Source organism: Pseudoalteromonas sp. CO325X (assembly GCF_004208955.1).
Lineage (GTDB): Bacteria > Pseudomonadota > Gammaproteobacteria > Enterobacterales > Alteromonadaceae > Pseudoalteromonas > Pseudoalteromonas ruthenica.
Genome location: NZ_SGPG01000022.1, coordinates 95,233 through 112,271, shown reverse-complemented (window position 1 = coordinate 112,271; position 17,039 = coordinate 95,233). Strand labels below are relative to the sequence as shown.

The 17,039-nt window shown below is 49.5% G+C and carries 15 protein-coding genes; 3 read left to right on the top strand and 12 right to left on the bottom strand.

Going from position 1 to position 17,039, the window contains the following annotated elements; translation table 11 throughout:
- The first annotated feature begins 25 nt into the window (after window positions 1-25).
- Complete coding sequence (locus EXT46_RS12705; protein WP_130147677.1) at window positions 26-505, top strand: hypothetical protein; 480 nt, start codon at window positions 26-28, stop codon at window positions 503-505.
- Window positions 506-563: 58 nt separating this feature from the next.
- Window positions 564-1,160 carry a DUF998 domain-containing protein gene (locus tag EXT46_RS12700; protein WP_130147675.1) on the top strand — a complete coding sequence of 199 codons (597 nt, stop codon included), beginning with the start codon at window positions 564-566 and terminating at the stop codon, window positions 1,158-1,160.
- A 17-nt stretch (window positions 1,161-1,177) separates the two neighbouring features.
- Here the strand turns inward: EXT46_RS12700 and EXT46_RS12695 are convergent, their stop codons facing one another.
- From EXT46_RS12695 to glk, 11 genes are all read right to left on the bottom strand, one after another.
- A complete protein-coding gene (locus tag EXT46_RS12695; RefSeq protein ID WP_130147673.1) occupies window positions 1,178-1,870 on the bottom strand; it encodes an aspartate/glutamate racemase family protein in 693 nt (230 codons plus the stop codon).
- Window positions 1,871-1,873: 3 nt separating this feature from the next.
- Entirely contained in the window at window positions 1,874-2,560 is a 687-nt protein-coding gene (gene lepB, locus EXT46_RS12690; protein WP_130147671.1) for a signal peptidase I, read from the bottom strand.
- Between the two features lie 145 nt (window positions 2,561-2,705).
- Entirely contained in the window at window positions 2,706-3,899 is a 1,194-nt protein-coding gene (gene arsJ / locus EXT46_RS12685) for an organoarsenical effux MFS transporter ArsJ (protein WP_130147669.1), read from the bottom strand.
- A 9-nt stretch (window positions 3,900-3,908) separates the two neighbouring features.
- The gene (locus EXT46_RS12680; protein WP_130147667.1) at window positions 3,909-4,913 is read right to left on the bottom strand and encodes an ArsJ-associated glyceraldehyde-3-phosphate dehydrogenase; all 1,005 of its coding nucleotides are present in this window, start codon (window positions 4,911-4,913) and stop codon (window positions 3,909-3,911) included.
- 11 nt (window positions 4,914-4,924) lie between these two features.
- The gene (locus EXT46_RS12675) at window positions 4,925-5,257 is read right to left on the bottom strand and encodes a metalloregulator ArsR/SmtB family transcription factor (RefSeq protein WP_130147665.1); all 333 of its coding nucleotides are present in this window, start codon (window positions 5,255-5,257) and stop codon (window positions 4,925-4,927) included.
- Window positions 5,258-5,346: 89 nt separating this feature from the next.
- Window positions 5,347-7,140 carry a HAMP domain-containing sensor histidine kinase gene (locus EXT46_RS12670; protein ID WP_130147663.1) on the bottom strand — a complete coding sequence of 598 codons (1,794 nt, stop codon included), beginning with the start codon at window positions 7,138-7,140 and terminating at the stop codon, window positions 5,347-5,349.
- Window positions 7,141-7,253: 113 nt separating this feature from the next.
- Complete coding sequence (gene gap, locus EXT46_RS12665) at window positions 7,254-8,258, bottom strand: type I glyceraldehyde-3-phosphate dehydrogenase (protein WP_022945108.1); 1,005 nt, start codon at window positions 8,256-8,258, stop codon at window positions 7,254-7,256.
- 16 nt (window positions 8,259-8,274) lie between these two features.
- Window positions 8,275-8,895 (bottom strand): bifunctional 4-hydroxy-2-oxoglutarate aldolase/2-dehydro-3-deoxy-phosphogluconate aldolase, encoded by a 621-nt coding sequence (locus EXT46_RS12660; RefSeq protein WP_022945107.1) that lies wholly within the window; start codon window positions 8,893-8,895, stop codon window positions 8,275-8,277.
- A gap of 24 nt (window positions 8,896-8,919) precedes the next feature.
- A complete protein-coding gene (gene edd / locus EXT46_RS12655; protein ID WP_130147661.1) occupies window positions 8,920-10,782 on the bottom strand; it encodes a phosphogluconate dehydratase in 1,863 nt (620 codons plus the stop codon).
- Window positions 10,783-11,142: 360 nt separating this feature from the next.
- Window positions 11,143-12,183 carry a LacI family DNA-binding transcriptional regulator gene (locus tag EXT46_RS12650; protein WP_022945105.1) on the bottom strand — a complete coding sequence of 347 codons (1,041 nt, stop codon included), beginning with the start codon at window positions 12,181-12,183 and terminating at the stop codon, window positions 11,143-11,145.
- A 12-nt stretch (window positions 12,184-12,195) separates the two neighbouring features.
- The gene (gene glk / locus EXT46_RS12645) at window positions 12,196-13,212 is read right to left on the bottom strand and encodes a glucokinase (RefSeq protein ID WP_022945104.1); all 1,017 of its coding nucleotides are present in this window, start codon (window positions 13,210-13,212) and stop codon (window positions 12,196-12,198) included.
- A 347-nt stretch (window positions 13,213-13,559) separates the two neighbouring features.
- Here glk and EXT46_RS12640 point away from each other — a divergent pair, with 347 nt between their 5' ends.
- Window positions 13,560-14,585, top strand: a complete 1,026-nt coding sequence (locus EXT46_RS12640; RefSeq protein ID WP_130147659.1) for a LacI family DNA-binding transcriptional regulator — start codon at window positions 13,560-13,562, stop codon at window positions 14,583-14,585.
- 86 nt (window positions 14,586-14,671) lie between these two features.
- Here the strand turns inward: EXT46_RS12640 and EXT46_RS12635 are convergent, their stop codons facing one another.
- On the bottom strand, window positions 14,672-17,026 hold the full coding sequence (locus EXT46_RS12635) for a glycoside hydrolase family 15 protein (protein ID WP_130147868.1): 2,355 nt from the start codon (window positions 17,024-17,026) through the stop codon (window positions 14,672-14,674).
- Between the last annotated feature and the right edge of the window lie 13 nt (window positions 17,027-17,039).

Here is a 17,039-nt window from a genome sequence, read left to right as displayed (position 1 = left end):
TTAGCTACCACGCTGGGAGCATAGAATGAGAAAAGGATTTTTGTCTTTGTTAGTCGCGGCGTTTTTGCCGTTTAATTGCAGTTATGCTGGGCAAGCGCCAAGCGCGAGTGTGGTTGATGCCCAGCAACGCTTTTTGCAAAGAAGTGTACAACAAACCCCATTTAGCGCGGTGGTGCACGTGCATAGCGTCAGTAGTACCGCCGTTGCCGATGATGCAACTATGGTGTGGCATATCTACCGTGGCGAAATTATTACCCCGATACGGGGGCAACAAAGTGGTGATATTAGCTACGCAATGGCGGTGGAAAAAAGCGAAGAAGCGGTGCTCCCTGCAACTCCGGTGTTACTAACACTGTGCTTAAACGATGATGATAGCATCCCTAGCGACTTCTATTGGCCAGGCACAGGAGCCGAATTTGCAACACCCCCCGAGCTACTCCAAGTTGCTCAACTAGCCGATGCTCGCAGTGACCAGGCTCAAAAAGCGTTTATCATGTGTGATTAAGTAAAAAGTGATACTTTGATAGCTACACGTTAATAGTAACGAATCAGGGAAGAAAACGATGCAAAGCATGTTGCAATATTCGGGGATCGCTGCCTCTATCTGGCTCATCATTGGGGTCTATGTTGCGTCACTGTTCTATCCTCAATACAGCCATACTCGCCAGTTTTGTAGCGAGCTTGGCGCCACAGGCAGCCCGACACATACCCTCTCACCGCTGATAAATAATTATCCATTAGGGCTGCTCTTTACTCTGTTTGGCGCTTATGTCATCAGCGTCAGCGACGGTTCACTCGCCTATCTGAGTATCGGCATCTTAGTCATTGTGCATGGGGTATCAACCTGGGGATGCGGGCTGTTTGCGATGGATAGCGACCCCTATACTGAGCACCCTACCCTGCGCTGCACCATTCACTCCTATTGTGGGGCGCTGATGTTGCTTTCATTACTCATTGCCCCGAGCATAGTCGCCTTATCATCGGAGTTCACATCGCTTATGCGGGGATTCTCGCTACTGTGTGTCTGCGCCTGCTTATATTTTTGCTATCGGCTTCATCTAGCTTTTAAAGCCCGCACTTACCCAGGCCTATATCAACGTTTGAGTTACGGCTGGCAAATCTTATGGTTGGTGGCGTTCTCATTTTATATAACTGACTAGACACACCGCTGTGTCATTTAGCGCAAGGCAAAATTGACCGCCGCTTGCGCATGCAGTGCCGTGGTGTCAAATAATGCCATGGCGGTGTCTTGTTGCTTTAGCAACAACCCGATTTCTGTACACCCTAAGATGACGCCTTGAGCTCCTTGGTGGCCGAGCTCAGTGACAATGTTTAGGTAATCAGACTTGGCCTGCTGACATATATGCCCTTTACACAATTGCTGGTAAATCACCTCGTGAACGCGCTGGCGCTGCTGAGCATTCGGCACTAGGACACTGATATTGAACTGCTCATACAAGCGCTGACGGTAAAAAGGCTGCTCCATGGTAAACGCCGTGCCCAATAGACCTACGGTGGTAACCCCCTGTTGTTGCAGCGCTTCACCGACCGCATCAACGATATGCAAAAGTGGTATATCAATATGGGCGCTTACCTCATCGGCCACTTTATGCATGGTATTGGTGGCGATAAGCACACAGTCAGCACCTGCACGCTGTAACTGTGTTGCAGCATAGCCGAGGCGATCCGCCAGTTGCGACCACTGATTGTCGTGCTGTAGCTGCGCTATAGTGGCAAAGTCGACACTATTGAGAATTAATTGAGCACTGTGCAGCCCCCCTAATCGCTGCGCTACGCCTTGATTAATAAGTTGATAGTAACTTTGTGTACTTTGCCAGCTCATGCCGCCGATTATGCCTAGGGTGTTCATCGCTTACTCACTGTAGCTGTATAAGGATTCACCAAAGCGCTCTCGCTTAGGCAGGTAATAATGGTCATAGTCCAAAGAAAAGGCCACGTGATGAGCTTTCCCTTTTAACTCTCCCCGTGGCACTAAGCCATAATAGCGTGAGTCGGCACTGTTACGGCGGTTATCGCCCATCATTAGATAGTGATCGTTAGGGATGAGTATCGGCGCAAAGTTACCAGCATGCATGGCACGGGTTTTATCGATACGAATGGCATGGGCAAGCTCACCGAGCAACTCGGTGGCAAATAACGCCTTAGCATCCTCCTTTGTCACCTTATAACGCTGCGCCTGGCCATTGATAATTAACACCTCATCGCGCATCGCGATGGTATCGCCAGGCACTCCCACAACACGCTTAATGAGGCGGTTATCCGCTGCTTTGGAATCAAACACCACAATATCGCCACGCTCAGGCTCGCCCATTCGTAACAGTGAAACATCACTAAAAGGCACCCGCAAATCATAGGCCATCTTATTGACGGTAATACGGTCACCCACTTCTATTGTTGGCAGCATAGAGCCGCTCGGTACGCTATACCAATCGGCAAAAGCGCTGCGAAATACCGACATGCCGATAATAAAACAGATAAATCCACGGTTATTTTTAATTAATTGCGCAGCCCAATGGGTGCGTTTAGCTGGTCGAGACATGGTTCACTCCTTTTTGCCTTAGGTGGACGCGAGCACAAAAAGTTCGGCGAAAAATGTAAAAGAGTGTGTGCGGTTGCCCCTGATTGACAAGAAACAAAGCGACAATGCTGCCAGAGCGGCCGCTAACGAGTGCTTGGCCGCATATTTAGACTATCTTTCGGATCACCCACCAGGTGGCTATTTGCATCAATAACGCGCTGACTAAACAAGCCAGTAGGCCGCTTTGTTGGTATAACCATCCCGATAACACGGTGCCAATAAGCCTTCCCATGGCGTTGGCCATATAATAAAAGCCCACATCCAAAGACACCGCATCTCTGTCTGCGAGTTTGACGACCAGGTAGCTATGCAGCGATGAGTTAACCGCAAACACCGCACCAAAACAAAATAACCCGACCACCAAGACAAGATTTTGCATACCCTGGGTGGTGGCAAACAGCAACCACACAGCTATTAACAATGCCGTTGTTAGCGTCAACAACGCACTAAATCCAGTTGCTTGGTGAAACACCGACACTCGGGCATGACGGCTCAAGCGCGGCGCGATACTTTGCACGACGCCATAGCCGATAATCCACAGCGCCATAAAACTGCCAACCTCGGTGTGTTGCCATCCTAGCTCGCTAATAAAAAACACCGGTAAGGCCACCACAAACCAGACATCGCGAGAGGCAAAGAGCAACATACGCGCAGCTGCGAGGCGATTCAGTGCCGCGTTTTTAGAAAACAATTGCCGAAATTTAGGTTTAAACTTACTACGGCCTAAATCCTCGCCGAGCAACAGGGCACTGAGGATAAAACCGGCTCCCACCAAAGCCATTAACGCAATCACCGCACCGCTAAAACCGAGTAACGACAGCAGCGCACCACCGGCAAAGTAGCCCGCTCCTTTTAAGGCATTTTTAGAACCGGTAAGTAACGCTATCCAGCGGTATAAGCGCCCTTGTTGTGTGTCACTGACCACGGTTTTAATGGCACTTTTCGCACTCATTTTATTGAGATCTTTGGCAATGCCACTGAGTGCTTGCGCCGCCATCACCCAGGGCACACTGAGCCAGTTTTTATCCACTAACAACATGGCCAGAGCAATCAGTTGCAATGCCATGCCTATTTGCATGGTGCGATTGAGGCCGATACGGGCCCCAAGCCACCCCCCCACAAGGTTGGTTACCACGCCAAAAAACTCGTAAAACAAAAACAGCATGGCAATGGCCAAGGGCGCATAGCCAAGCTGGTAGAAGTACAAAACCACCAGCATGCGCAGCGCGCCATCGCTGAGCGTAAAGGCCCAATAATTTGCGGTGATCACGCCATACTGCTGAATTGGCGATGCGTTCATAGCGGGTCCCTACAGGCTATTGGCGACTTTGCGCATCAGCTCGGCGGTGCGATTGGCATACCCCCACTCGTTGTCATACCACAAGTACAGCTTCGCCTGGGTGCCATTGACCACCATGGTCGATAGTGCATCGACGATGCTTGAACGCGGGTCGGTGCGATAGTCTATGGATACCAGTGGCTTTTCTTCATAACCTAGGATGCCCTTGAGCTCGCCCTGAGCAGCCTCTTTAAACCAGGTATTTAACTCTTGTTCAGTGGTTTCACGGTTAAGCTCAAACACGCAGTCGGTGATCGACGCATTTGCCAAAGGCACTCGCACTGCGTGACCATTAAGCTTGCCCTTCAGTTCAGGAAAGATATGGGTGATGGCTGTAGCCGAGCCAGTAGTGGTTGGGATCAGGCTCATACCGCAGGCGCGCGCTCGGCGTAAGTCCTTATGAGGGGCATCCAAAATCGTTTGCGTATTGGTGATATCGTGGATAGTGGTCATGGAGCCATGCTTAATACCAATTTTATCTTGCAACACTTTAACCACCGGCGCGAGACAGTTAGTGGTGCATGAAGCCGCTGTGACAATATCATGGCTATCTGGGCAATAAAGCGCATCATTAACACCCATCACCACATTCAGGACGCCTTGCTCTTTAACCGGAGCGGTGACCACCACTTTACGCACACCTTGGGCGAGATATTGGCGCAGCAGCTCGGTACTTTTCATCTTTCCTGATGCTTCTATAACAATATCGCACTGCGACCAGTCGGTATCAGCAATCGCCTTATTAGCGCTGCATTGGATTCGCTGCTCATTGATGCACAAAACCTCACCATCAGCGCTAACTGGATATTGCCAACGTCCGTGCACCGAATCAAATTCCAATAAGTGCGCGAGTGTAGCAGCATCACCGGCAGGGTCGTTGATATGAACAAACTCTATTTCCGGCCAGTCATAGGCCGCGCGCAACACCAACCGGCCCATGCGGCCAAAGCCATTAATGCCTACTTTCAATGTCATGATTTTCTCCATTAATCGCAGCACGAAGGGCGATTATCCATTGCCTGTAATCGCGCCAGTGCATCTTCTATTAATTCAGCTTGGTTATTTAGCGTGGTGGTTATAATCTGCTGCCGCCACTGTGGTTGGGTGTCGTCAATACGATAATACACCCATTGGCGGTCTCGCCGTGTCGCCAATACTCCCGCCTCTTTTAGCAGCGCCAAATGGCGAGATATTTTCGGTTGGCTCAGTGCCAAGGCGCAAACCAACTCACACACACATAGCTCTTTTTGCTCGGCAATAAGTAAACACGTCTGTAGACGGGTATCATCACTGAGCGCTTTAAAAAAAAGTACAGCCATAGACTATATATACGAAATATCGAATATACCTAGCTTACTCTTAACGTTGGATATATGCAATAACGTATATATGGAAACTTATATATAAGCTACCCGCGCTGGATAGACTTTGGTGTGAAGGTCACATGCACGCTTAAACCTCGTTGTGGTAGGTTGTGCAAGGTGATTTGGCCATCTAAATTACTACGGACTAGGTTGTAAACAATCGCCAAACCCAACCCTGTGCCACCTTCATGACGCTTAGTGGTAATGAAAGGCTCAAATGCTTTGTTCAATAACGGCTCCTCAATGCCGGGCCCATTGTCTTCTATAAACAAGTGCAACGCGCCATTTTGCTCTTTCACTCTGATACCGACTTCCAGCGTGCGCTCGTTTGTCTTACCATGCATCAAGCTATTGCGCACACAGCAGGTTATAATATGGGTCAGCGCTGCGGGTGAAGAAACTAACTCAAGCTGCTCATCAATATCAATGTGGTAGATAGCCACAGCCGAATCAAACTCAGACTGCAAACTAGTCATGATATGGCTCACAGTAGTGCGCACATTAAATAGACCTTCTTTGTCATACTGGTTTTGTGCCGCCATCATTTTAAATGTATCAATCAAACTAGCGCTGCGGTTGAGGTTATTTTCCAACAGCGCTAATGATTGCTCGGCGTTATCAATAAGCGCGCTGAGAGTATGTTTTTTCAACTTACCGGAGGAAAAATCTGTTTTCAGTAAGGAAAATTGGTCTTTCAACAATGACTGGCTAGTAATGGCAACGCCAATTGGCGTATTAAGCTCATGGGCAAAACCACTGACCATACTGCCTAAACTGGCAAGCTTAGCCTCCTCGACCAGCTTATTTTGTGCGTTCGCTAAGCGTTCAAGTAGCTCTTCAATAAAGGCGAAGAGTTGATCGATATCCTGACCTAACCGCCCTATTTCATCGCGCCCATCCAGGCCAGTGCGTGAGGAGAAGTCCTCTTCGTCCATGACTTGCCTGATTTGTCGGTGTAAGCGCGTGAGTGAATCATTGACGCGCATACTCAAAAGCTGCAAGAACGCTAACAGCACCACGGCAACAAGAACCACAACCACCAAGGTAGCAGTAATCGCAAGCAACGCATCATCGATTTGCGTTTGAGTATATTGAATATCGAGTCGCTGCAGTAGGTCCTCGATGCGGCTTTCCTGCTGCCTCAACGTCTGCCTTATCCCCTCATCACCATGCACACCAATGCGGTTAAACAGCGCCACCACTTCTGCAAAGTTTTGCCCATAACTTTTAAGTATAAGAGACGCACTATTGCCTAGTTGCTGGCGCTCTATGAGGGTGAGGATGGCGTCATAATGCTGGCGATGCTGCGCCAGGTACTGGTCATCAAAGCGCATTAAGTAATCCTTTTCACGCCTTCTTAGCTCTAATACTTCGTTATTAAGTGTGACGTTGTTCTGCTCTTCGGCTAACTCTTGCAGTTTATGTGCTTGGGCACGAAAGTGCTGGCGTAGACCTTTATCCTCATTGAGTCCCATACGCGTTAACAAACTCACCAAGGTATTGAGGTGTGCGATGTATTCCTCTAGGGCTTGCTGAGTTTCAGTGATAAGTGCAGATTGGGCATGCGTTTGGGCATTAAAAGGGTTACTTAATTGCGCGGCAATATGACTGTCTATTTGCCGATGCAGTGCCTGCACGCTGGCTTCGTCGCGATTCAGTAACAGCTCGTTTTTTAATATCACTAATCGGTCTACAGAAGACTGATATTGCTGCACCTGACGCTGCACGTCAGTTAAGGTGTGCAAACTGAAGTAAACATAAGTTGTGGCGGCAATTAAGGAGCCAATAATGAGCACAGCTGAGCCCAAAAGCCAGGTTGCAAAACGTTGTAATTTCAATGTATTGATTTATAGAGTTGGCGTAGTTAAGAGCATAGTTGGCTTCAACTACAAGTCAAAATGCCAAGCATAAAAAAAGCCGCTCAAGGCGGCTTCACTTAACAACAATGGAACTATAAAAACTGTGCTAAGTTTTTCACTTGATCTAACATCCGATTTGAGAATCCCCATTCGTTGTCATACCAAGCCATTACTTTAACCAATTTACCATCGACCTTGGTTTGCGTTGAATCAAACACTGATGATGCAGGGTTATGATTAAAATCGATAGAAACCAGCGGTAGCTCGTTATAATCAAGCACTTGGCTCATCGCACCTTGGGCTGCGGCTTTGACAATTTCATTGACTTCGCTTGCACTGGTGTCGCGTTTGGCAACAAAGGTCAAATCTACCAAAGACACGTTGATGGTCGGTACGCGTACCGCCATGCCATCAAGTTTGCCTGCCAGCTCTGGAAGTACCAAACCAACGGCCTTAGCAGCGCCAGTTTTGGTAGGGATCATCGACTGCGTGGCGCTACGGGCACGGTAAAGGTCGGGGTGATATACATCAGATAAATTTTGGTCATTGGTGTAAGCATGAATCGTCGTCATGCTGCCTTGCTCTATACCGATGCTGTCGTTGAGTGCTTTGGCCACCGGTGCTAAACAGTTGGTGGTGCAAGAGGCATTAGAGATAATCGTGCTGCTGGCATCGAGAACATCATCGTTAACACCATGAACGACGGTGGCGTCCATATCAGTACCTGGCGCTGAGACAATCACCTTCTTGGCACCCGCCTCAATGTGCTTAGCGGCGCCTTCACGTTTGGTGAATAAGCCTGTGCACTCGAGGACAATATCGACGCCCAGCTCTGCCCACGGCAAGTTGGCTGGGTCACGCTCTTGTACCAGCTTAATTTCATCACTGCCAATCACCATCACATCATCTTGCAAGGTTACTTTTTGCGAAAATTGGCCGTGCACGGAATCGAACTGTGTTAGGTGTGCATTGACGTTCGCCGGCGCCAAGTCATTAATGGCAACAATTTGAATATCAGTATTTAAACCAGACTCGTACAGTGCACGCAAAGTGTTGCGACCAATACGGCCATATCCGTTAATAGCAACTTTAATCATCTTACTCTCCCCTCGACTATTTCAGTTGGCTGGCTTGACGTGCGAGCTGCTCAATTGCGTGCCAGTCCTGTTTTTCAATAAGTGTTTTATCTAGCATCCAAGTTCCGCCCACACAGACTACGTTGTTAAGGGCCAAATACTGAGGTGCGGTATCTAAACTAATGCCACCTGTAGGGCAAAACTTCACTCCAGGTAATGGCCCACCAATAGACTTAAGCATCGCTGGGCCTCCTGCTGCCTGGGCAGGGAAAAACTTCAAAAAAGAGAAGCCACGCTCAGCGAGCCTCATTACTTCGCTTGGCGTGGCCGCTCCGGGCAAGAAAGGGGTGTCGCACTGGCTAGCAAGCTCCAGCAGTTGGTCGTTAACACCGGGGCTAACCATAAAGTCAGCTCCGGCTGCAATAGAGGCATCAAATGTGGCTTTATCAATCACCGTACCGGTGCCTACATAGGCATCAGGAACGGCTTGTTTCATCACCTTCACTGCTTCTGCAGCAACGGGTGTACGCAAGGTGATCTCCAGTGCTTTAAGACCGCCGTTGTATAAAGCTTTCGCTAGTGGCTCGGCATCTTCTAAGCGGTCGATAACAACCACTGGCACGACCGGTGCCGATGTTAAAATCTGTTCAATTGACATAGTTTGTCCTCATTCCCAGCGCAATTATTGTTGTTCGTAAGCTGGCGCAAAGGCGCTCGCGCCTAAATCTGCACTGCTGACAATATTTCTAAAACCAGCGAAAAGCTCACGACCGGTGCCAAAGGTTGGCCCTGTGTGCACCAGCTCCACTTCACGCTGGGCAAGCTCTTCATCGCTGACGTGTACTTTTAGCTCGCCGCTTGGCGCATCTAAGGTAATTAAATCGCCTTCGCGAATTTTTGCGATTAGGCCACCTTCAACTGCCTCGGGCGCCAAGTGAATCGCCGCAGGCACTTTGCCTGAAGCACCAGACATGCGCCCGTCAGTGACAATCGCCACTTTATAACCTTGGTCTTGCAGGCTGGCCATAACGGGTGTCAGCTTATGTAATTCCGGCATACCTTTGGCTTTTGGACCTTGCTCTTTGATAACCGCGATAAAGTCTTGGTTTAATTCACCACGCCCAAAGGCGGCTTGAAGCTCGGCCTGATCTGAGAACACCTTGGCTGGCGCACTCACTACCTGGTGCTGCTCTTGTACCGCAGACACTTTAATGACTGCTTTACCTAAATTACCGCTTAGTAGCTGTAAACCCCCGCTACGATGGAAAGGATTGTCCGCTGGACGTAACACATCCTCATCATGAGAATTCTCAGGGCATGGCACCCATTTCACTTTACTTGGGCCACTGGCGTCAGAAACGATCAGGTTGCTGTCTTTATCTAAGCGAGGCTCTGTGGTGTAAGGGTCGAGCCCTTCTCCGAGGATGGTTTTTACATCGTTATGCAATAGGCCTTTGTCGCGTAGTTGCTTCATTAAAAAGCCCATACCGCCTGCGGCTTGGAAATGGTTTACATCGGCATGGCCGTTGGGGTAAATGCGCGTCAACAGCGGCACGATTTCAGATAGGTCCGACATGTCTTTCCACGTCAGTTCCACCCCTGCCGCCTTGGCAATAGCCACAAGGTGAATGGCGTGATTGGTTGAGCCACCCGTCGCCAATAGACCAACTAGACCGTTAATGATGGTTTTCTCGCTCATCACCTCAGCCATGGGCACTGCGTCTTTACTCTCTACTAATTGCTTAAGCATGGTTTCTACCGCATTGGCAGTAAGACCATCGCGTAACTCTGTATAAGGATTAATGAAGGAGCTTCCAGGTAAATGTAAGCCCATGATTTCCATTAGCATTTGGTTGGAGTTTGCGGTGCCATAGAAGGTACATGTACCGGCGCTATGGTAAGACTCGCTCTCGGCCTTAAGGAGCTCTTCACGACTCACTAATCCTTGCGCGAATTTTTGACGAATACGGGCTTTTTCTTTATTTGGAATGCCTGAAGGCATGGGCCCCGCTGGTAAAAAGTAAACCGGTAAATGACCGAATGATAAAGCGCCAATCACTAGGCCTGGGACGATTTTGTCGCACACCCCGAGGCAAAACACACCATCAAATACATCATGAGACAATGCCACTGCCGTGGACATAGCAATAACATCACGGGAGAATAACGATAGGTCCATGCCATCACGGCCTTGGGTCACACCATCACACATCGCAGGTACGCCACCAGCGACTTGCGCAGTGGCATCAAACTTTTTCGCTACTTGTTTAATAAGGTCAGGGTATTCTTTATAAGGTACATGCGCGGAAAGCATGTCATTGTAGGCGTTAATGACAGCGAGGTTTGGTTTTTCGTCGCCACTTAAGCGGGCTTTATCATCGCTGCTACAGGCGGCCATCACGTGGGCCAAATTGCCACACCCGATACCGGCTCGAACGCGCTCTTGAGATTTGGCTTCGTTCATACGAGCTAGATACGCTTGGCGTGTCGCCTTGCTGCGCTCTATAACTCGTTCGGTGACTTCTTTAATACGCGGATGCAACATAATTCTGCTCTTCTTGCCGTTGGTGGATAAAAGGCTCAGTACTTCAATACCGACTCCAAGGCAATGAAGTACTGAGCAGCTTTGATTTACCCGTTCAAAGGTACGCTGCCAACTCGTCTCTCACAACCAAGCTGACACCGGTGTCAGGGTTATTAACTCACACCTTTGACACCGGTGTCAACCCTGTCTATAAATTTAGTTTAAAATTTCTATGTTGCGAGTTATTTACCAAATAAAAACGAAAAAATAACAGCGCTAGTCAGAGTGTAATGTGACTCAAAGTATAGTTGGTTAGATCACAAAAAGGCCCATATCAGCGAGCTGAATATGGGCCAGTTGCAATTGGGATTTGGGTGCTGTTTAGGCTTTTGGTGCCGCCGTAGACTCACGGGTGATCAATTCTGCTTCGAGGGTCAGCTGCAGAGGTTGACGTTGCTCGCCTTCTTGCTGCTCATCGGTGGCATGATTGATTTGTTCTATCAGGTGGTCAACCGCAAGACGCGTCATTTCCTCAACCGGTTGTGCGATGGTCGTCAAACCGGGCCAAATATGACGGGCTATCGGCGCGTTATCGAAACCCGCAATGGAAATATCATCCGGTACTTTCAAGTTCATTTGCGTTGCTAACTTGAGCGCCGCAGCGGCCATGTAATCGTTCGAGGCAAAAACCGCCGTAGGCCGAGGGTTTAAATGTAAAATGGTGCGTGCACTGTCGGCACCAGAATGGTAGGAGAAGTTACCCTCTTCCACTAACCGTTCTTGATATTCAATACCGTGTTGCTTGAGCGCTCGTCGATAACCATTAAAGCGCTGCTCGGTAGCACTGTGATCGGGGTGACCTTTGATAAAGGCGATATCTTTGTGCCCCATATTAATCAATAGCTCGGTAATCTCAAAAGCGCCCTGCTCGTCATTACTGCGCACAGAAATAGAGTCGTCATCAAGTTTCACCGAGGCGACACGGGCGAATGGCACGCCTTTTTTGCGCAAAAACGCCACCAACTCCGCATGATCTGAAAATGGCGGCGTTAATACCAAACCATCCAGACGCGAGGTTTGCAGCAGCTGTTCTATATTTTCAAGTAACGCCTCTGCGCGCAACTCACAAGGATGGATCAACAAATTAAAGCCATGCTCATGGCACGCTGCCAGCGCACCGCTTTGCAAACGCGTGATATAACTTTTTGACGGATTATCGTAAAGACAACCAATAATAAAGCTGCGATTGCGCGCTAGCCCCCGGGCAATGGGATTCGGCGTATAATCCAGCTCTTTAAAGGCTTTAAGCACCTTTTCTCGGGTCGCATCACTGACATTAGGCTCGTTATTTAATACCCGAGACACAGTTTTTTTGGATACGCCGGCGTAACTGGCAACACTATTAATTGTTATCTTTTTCATAATCCGCGCAACTTAGTCCTTACTCTGCCCTTGGTGGATACACGCCGCAGCGCCAATAAAGGGAATATTCTCTTGGCACACCAAGGTCACCGGAATTTGACTATTGTACTGTGACATCATGCCTTTGGCGATAAAACGCTCGTTAAAGCGACTATTAAGCAAGCGCTCGTGCATGCGCGGCAAAATACCACCGCCAATATACACACCGCCCAGAGCGCCAAAGCTCAAGGCGATATCACCAGCCACACTGCCTATCCAGTCACAGAAGTGATTCAGTGTTTTGGTAGCAATATGACACTCGCCACTTTGTGCAAGTGCAGCAATTTGCGCTGCATCGAGTTCATTGACCTGCGCCCCTTCAACCTTAGCCATGGCCTGATACAGCCTCGCTATGCCGGGGCCGGCAAACACATTCTCAACAGAAACATGCTGCAACTCATCGCGCAGCACGTTATGGAGTTGTCGGTCCAGCTCTGTCACCGGTGCAAGACTAATATGCCCTGCTTCACAGCTCATCACCGCTTGATTCCCTTGAGAGCGCACCAAACAAGCCGCGCCGAAACCGGTGCCGGGACCAAACACAGCAATATTAGCCTGTGCCTGTGCTTGGCCTTGTTTAACAACAATGTTATCGCTGGCATTAAGATAAGGCGCGGCATAGGCAAACGCTGCGAAGTCATTGATAACTTGTAAATTACTAAAGTCGAAGCGCGCTTTTAGCTGGGTGACGTTGAAGTGCCAGCCGAGATTAGTCAGCATGACCTCTTCACCCTTAACTGGCCCTGCAACGGCGAGGCAAGCACGGCTTATGGTGATTTCTGATAATTGCGCTAGGTATTCACTGATCGCATCTTCAAAGGTGCTGAAATCGCTGCTAGGAAAGGTATGGCGATGGCTAATGACAAACTCGTTGTCGTTGGGTAGGTAGTCGGTGATCAGCGCAAAACGCGCATTAGTGCCGCCAATATCAGCGACCAAAATGGGTGCGAATGGCACCTTGCTCTCTGCCTGTGTACTCGCTGGACTCATAATGTATTCTCTTGTTATTTATCCAGCGTCATGGTGTGGGTGTGTAGGCCGCGCTTTTCTTCACCATTGACTTAACTGGTATAAACTTATTAACTTTATGTTAGCTGTACTTTTTTCGCGCTACTGAAAAAAGTGCTGCCCGGGCAGCGGGCAGCCAAACCGTTTTGTGACAACAAAATGATAAAACGCCGACATTATGACACCGGTGTCAGCTATGAATCAATAAAAATTTTCAGTTTGCGGCAAAAATGTAGCAAAATGCCCGTTTTTTGCAGACACTTCGCTTCTCTTTAATGGTACTTGGCTGTATTGTCGTGGACTATTGCGAGCGCTCTATGAGGAAATACATGAAAGGTAAAGCCACCTCTTTCGACATTGCCCACTATGCTGGGGTTTCTCAGTCCACGGTTTCCCGTGCCCTAAGAGGGAGCCCATTGGTCAATGAGGAGACACGGCGTAAAGTGGTTGAAGTCGCGCGCAAGCTAAATTACAAGGTGGACAAAAACGCCAGTAATTTACGAGCACAACAAAGCTCGACTTTGGCGGTACTCTTGTTTGAAGACCCAACTTCAGACGAGTCGCAAATTAACCCTTTCTTTTTATCCATGCTGGGATCTATTACCCGCGCTTGCGCCAAAGAAGGCTATGACCTGTTAGTGTCTTTTCAATCCAGTAGTAATGACTGGCATGCCGATTACGCTGAAAGTCATCGTGCCGATGGCATTATTTTGCTTGGCTACGGCGATTACATTGACTACCAAGCCAAATTTGCCCGCTTATTAGATACCAATACTAAGTTCGTTTGCTGGGGCGCTAATGTGGATGGCCGTCCAGAGCTCACCGTAAGCTGTGATAACCAGTATGGGGGGCGCTTAGTGGCAGAGCACTTTATTGAATTGGGTCGCACTGATTGTGCGTTTATTGGAGATGCGTCACACCACAGTCCAGAATTTAGCGCTCGCTTTAAGGGCTTCGAGCAGCGCTTACAAGATAACGGCAAACATGTAAGCGAGCGTAAAATGGCCACCGCTATTTCTACCGAAGAATCGGGGTATCAAGCGACCAAATCCTTACTGGCCAACAACATAACCTTTAACGCTTTATTCGGTGCTAGCGACTTAATCGCCATAGGCGCTATTCGTGCTTTGCAAGAGGCGGGACTTCGGGTCCCTCATGATGTGTCTGTCGTTGGTTTCGATGACTTAGCTGTGGCGCGCTTCTGTACGCCCCCGCTGTCTACCGTCCAACAAAATACCACTTTGGCCGGACAGATGTTGGTGGCTAACTTACTCAACCTGATTGGTGAGCAAGAAGTCGACTTAGCGAATAGCATTTTGCCACCGCAGCTTATCGTGCGCCAATCCAGCCGTTAGTCCCACTGCGCGCAGCCTTTTGCCGATAAGTTACTCATAAAAAAGCCGCTGCGATAACGCCAGCGGCTTGTACTTATCAAAGTCGTTTACTGCAACGCTTGCTCAACAATGGGGTAATGGTCCCATACCGTCTTATCAGTCAATGAGCGCAGTAGCTTCACGTATTCGGCGTGGGTCCACGCCAGTGGCGTGGCCGAGTTTGTGCCCTCGCCAAGCTCATAGCCAAACGGGTTAACGCCGACACCATCCCACACTTGCTCTGGCAGCATCATACCCTTATTAGCAAAGGCTTCCATACCGAACACATAGGTGTGCTGAATACGCTGATAGTCTTGCGCTGTGAGCCCGCCACGTACGGCATTGGCTGCGGCAATTTCATAGTGACCCCGCTCACCGGTGAAAAAGGGCCATACCCGACCGCGCTGACCATCGGTATTGTTGCCGCCCTCGGCATAGTTGCTGCCCCGTTTTTCATCTTCGCCGTAACCGTCATTACCATAGCGACGCCAACCGGGATAAGCGCGTCCCTGCTCATCGGTAAAGGTATATTTGACTCGCAGATTATCGACGAGGCTTTGGTCGTCGTACTCAGGCAGAGACGCCGTCACCGAGTCGCTGTCTGCACCACGCACGCCATAGCGCACCAGTTCTAAAAAGCCGCCATCTAGAATCTGCTTTTTGTCCATACCGGCACGACCATTGTTTGCTGCCAGCAGGGTATCACCATTGGTATTTTCATCCTGAGCGATACGCACAAAATAGCGGCCATCGCTGGCTTCACCCGTTAATGTACCTTTACTAGTAAACATTAAGGCTTCAATGTCTTGCTCATACTGCTTCGCTGTTGCCAAATAACGCTGGGCATTGTCGGTATCACCGCTTAGCTTGGCAATTTCCCCGGCACTGACCAATCCAGCCACTACGGCGGCGGTAGTAGAAGGCGAGTAGCCTGCTTGCTCTTCCCAACGCTCCTGCTGCGTATAAGGCGGGGTGATCTGGGTGTTATTCCACAGGATTTTTGCCAATCCCCCATCGACCAAAAAGTCTGCAGCCGGCTGCAGCATGGTGCGATACCACTGAGCGAGTTCGTTTTTCGACAGCACCCCTCCTTTGTATAGTTTCCAGGCGAGCATGATGGGCATTGCGGTTTGATCCAGCTGCACCCCCACCCACTCTAATTCACCATCAACATGGGTCTTTTGTAAAAACCAGCCGGTATCGCCTTGGTTGCCTGGGGTGTCCTCTCGTACCTGGACCTTAGGTAAATAGTTAAACGCCGCTTTTGCCGTTTGCGTATCCCCCATAGCTAGAAAAGCCATAGCAACTTGGTAAAAGTCGCGTACCCATACCGCCTTATAGCCAGTATGCCCTTGCTCTGCGGCCACAGTATCACCCCATGGGTTTGATAAAGAGGCAATCAATGCCCCAGCATGGGTTTTGTCTTCTTGCGCTTTGAGCACTAAGGCGCTGGTATTGAGTAATTTGCCGCCATCGGTGCTGGCATCATAGAGACGCTCGAGCTGCAAGCTCTGCAAATAATCCTGCCAGCCGATGGCATCGCCATCGCCATTATAGTGCGCAAGCACCGTGTCATAGCCGCGCTTCAGCGTCTTCTGACCCTGGGCAAGCGCCTCTTGCTCACTGCTGCCATAACTTAACACCAGATCAAACTGGCTGTTTTCACTTATCTCGCCGAGTGTGGCACTCATGGCGACATTCCCCGCTTGCTCGCCCGTGCTCTGATAACGCGTAAATTCGCCGCGCGCTTTAAGCTGCGAGTAGCGATCCGATTGACCAACAAAACCAACGGAGCCGTCATTAAGACCTTTGGCGCTTTGCAAGCTTAGATAATGGGCACCGGAATAGGCAATAAGGGCATCGTCAGCAACTTTGGCCCGGTCATCAACGCCATCATTGTTCACATAAGGGTTCACCTGCACATGTGCTCGCAGCCCCGGCTCATTGGCCTGAAAACGCACGCGCACCATCAGTGACTGCGCATCCGGGTCGGTAAAGATATCTTTAATAATGCGAAAGCGCCCTTGGCTATCCTCACTAGTTACCCGGTATGCCAATGATGTCGGTCGCCCTTGGGGGTCGACATCAAGGTATTCCACGCGATTGCTAAGACCATCGCTTTCAGCGACAACGAAGTCCGCACCACTGACCATAAATTGCATGTCACGAATTTGCGCTTGGTGAATCAACCCAAACATGGTTTCGGTGATCATCCCTTTTGCCAAGGAGAACCACACTTTTGATACCGTGCCTGTGGCACTGTTGTCATCGTAACGACCTTGTTGATAAGCCTCATAAGAGGTACCAATACCGGTTTTGCCCGAATACGCCCAAAACGGTTTATCGCCAGGAGCCCCCGGCGCGCTATCGCTGTTCGCTGTGGAGGCGGCACTGTTACACCCCGCCACCGTTGCCAGTACCATAGCACTGGCAATT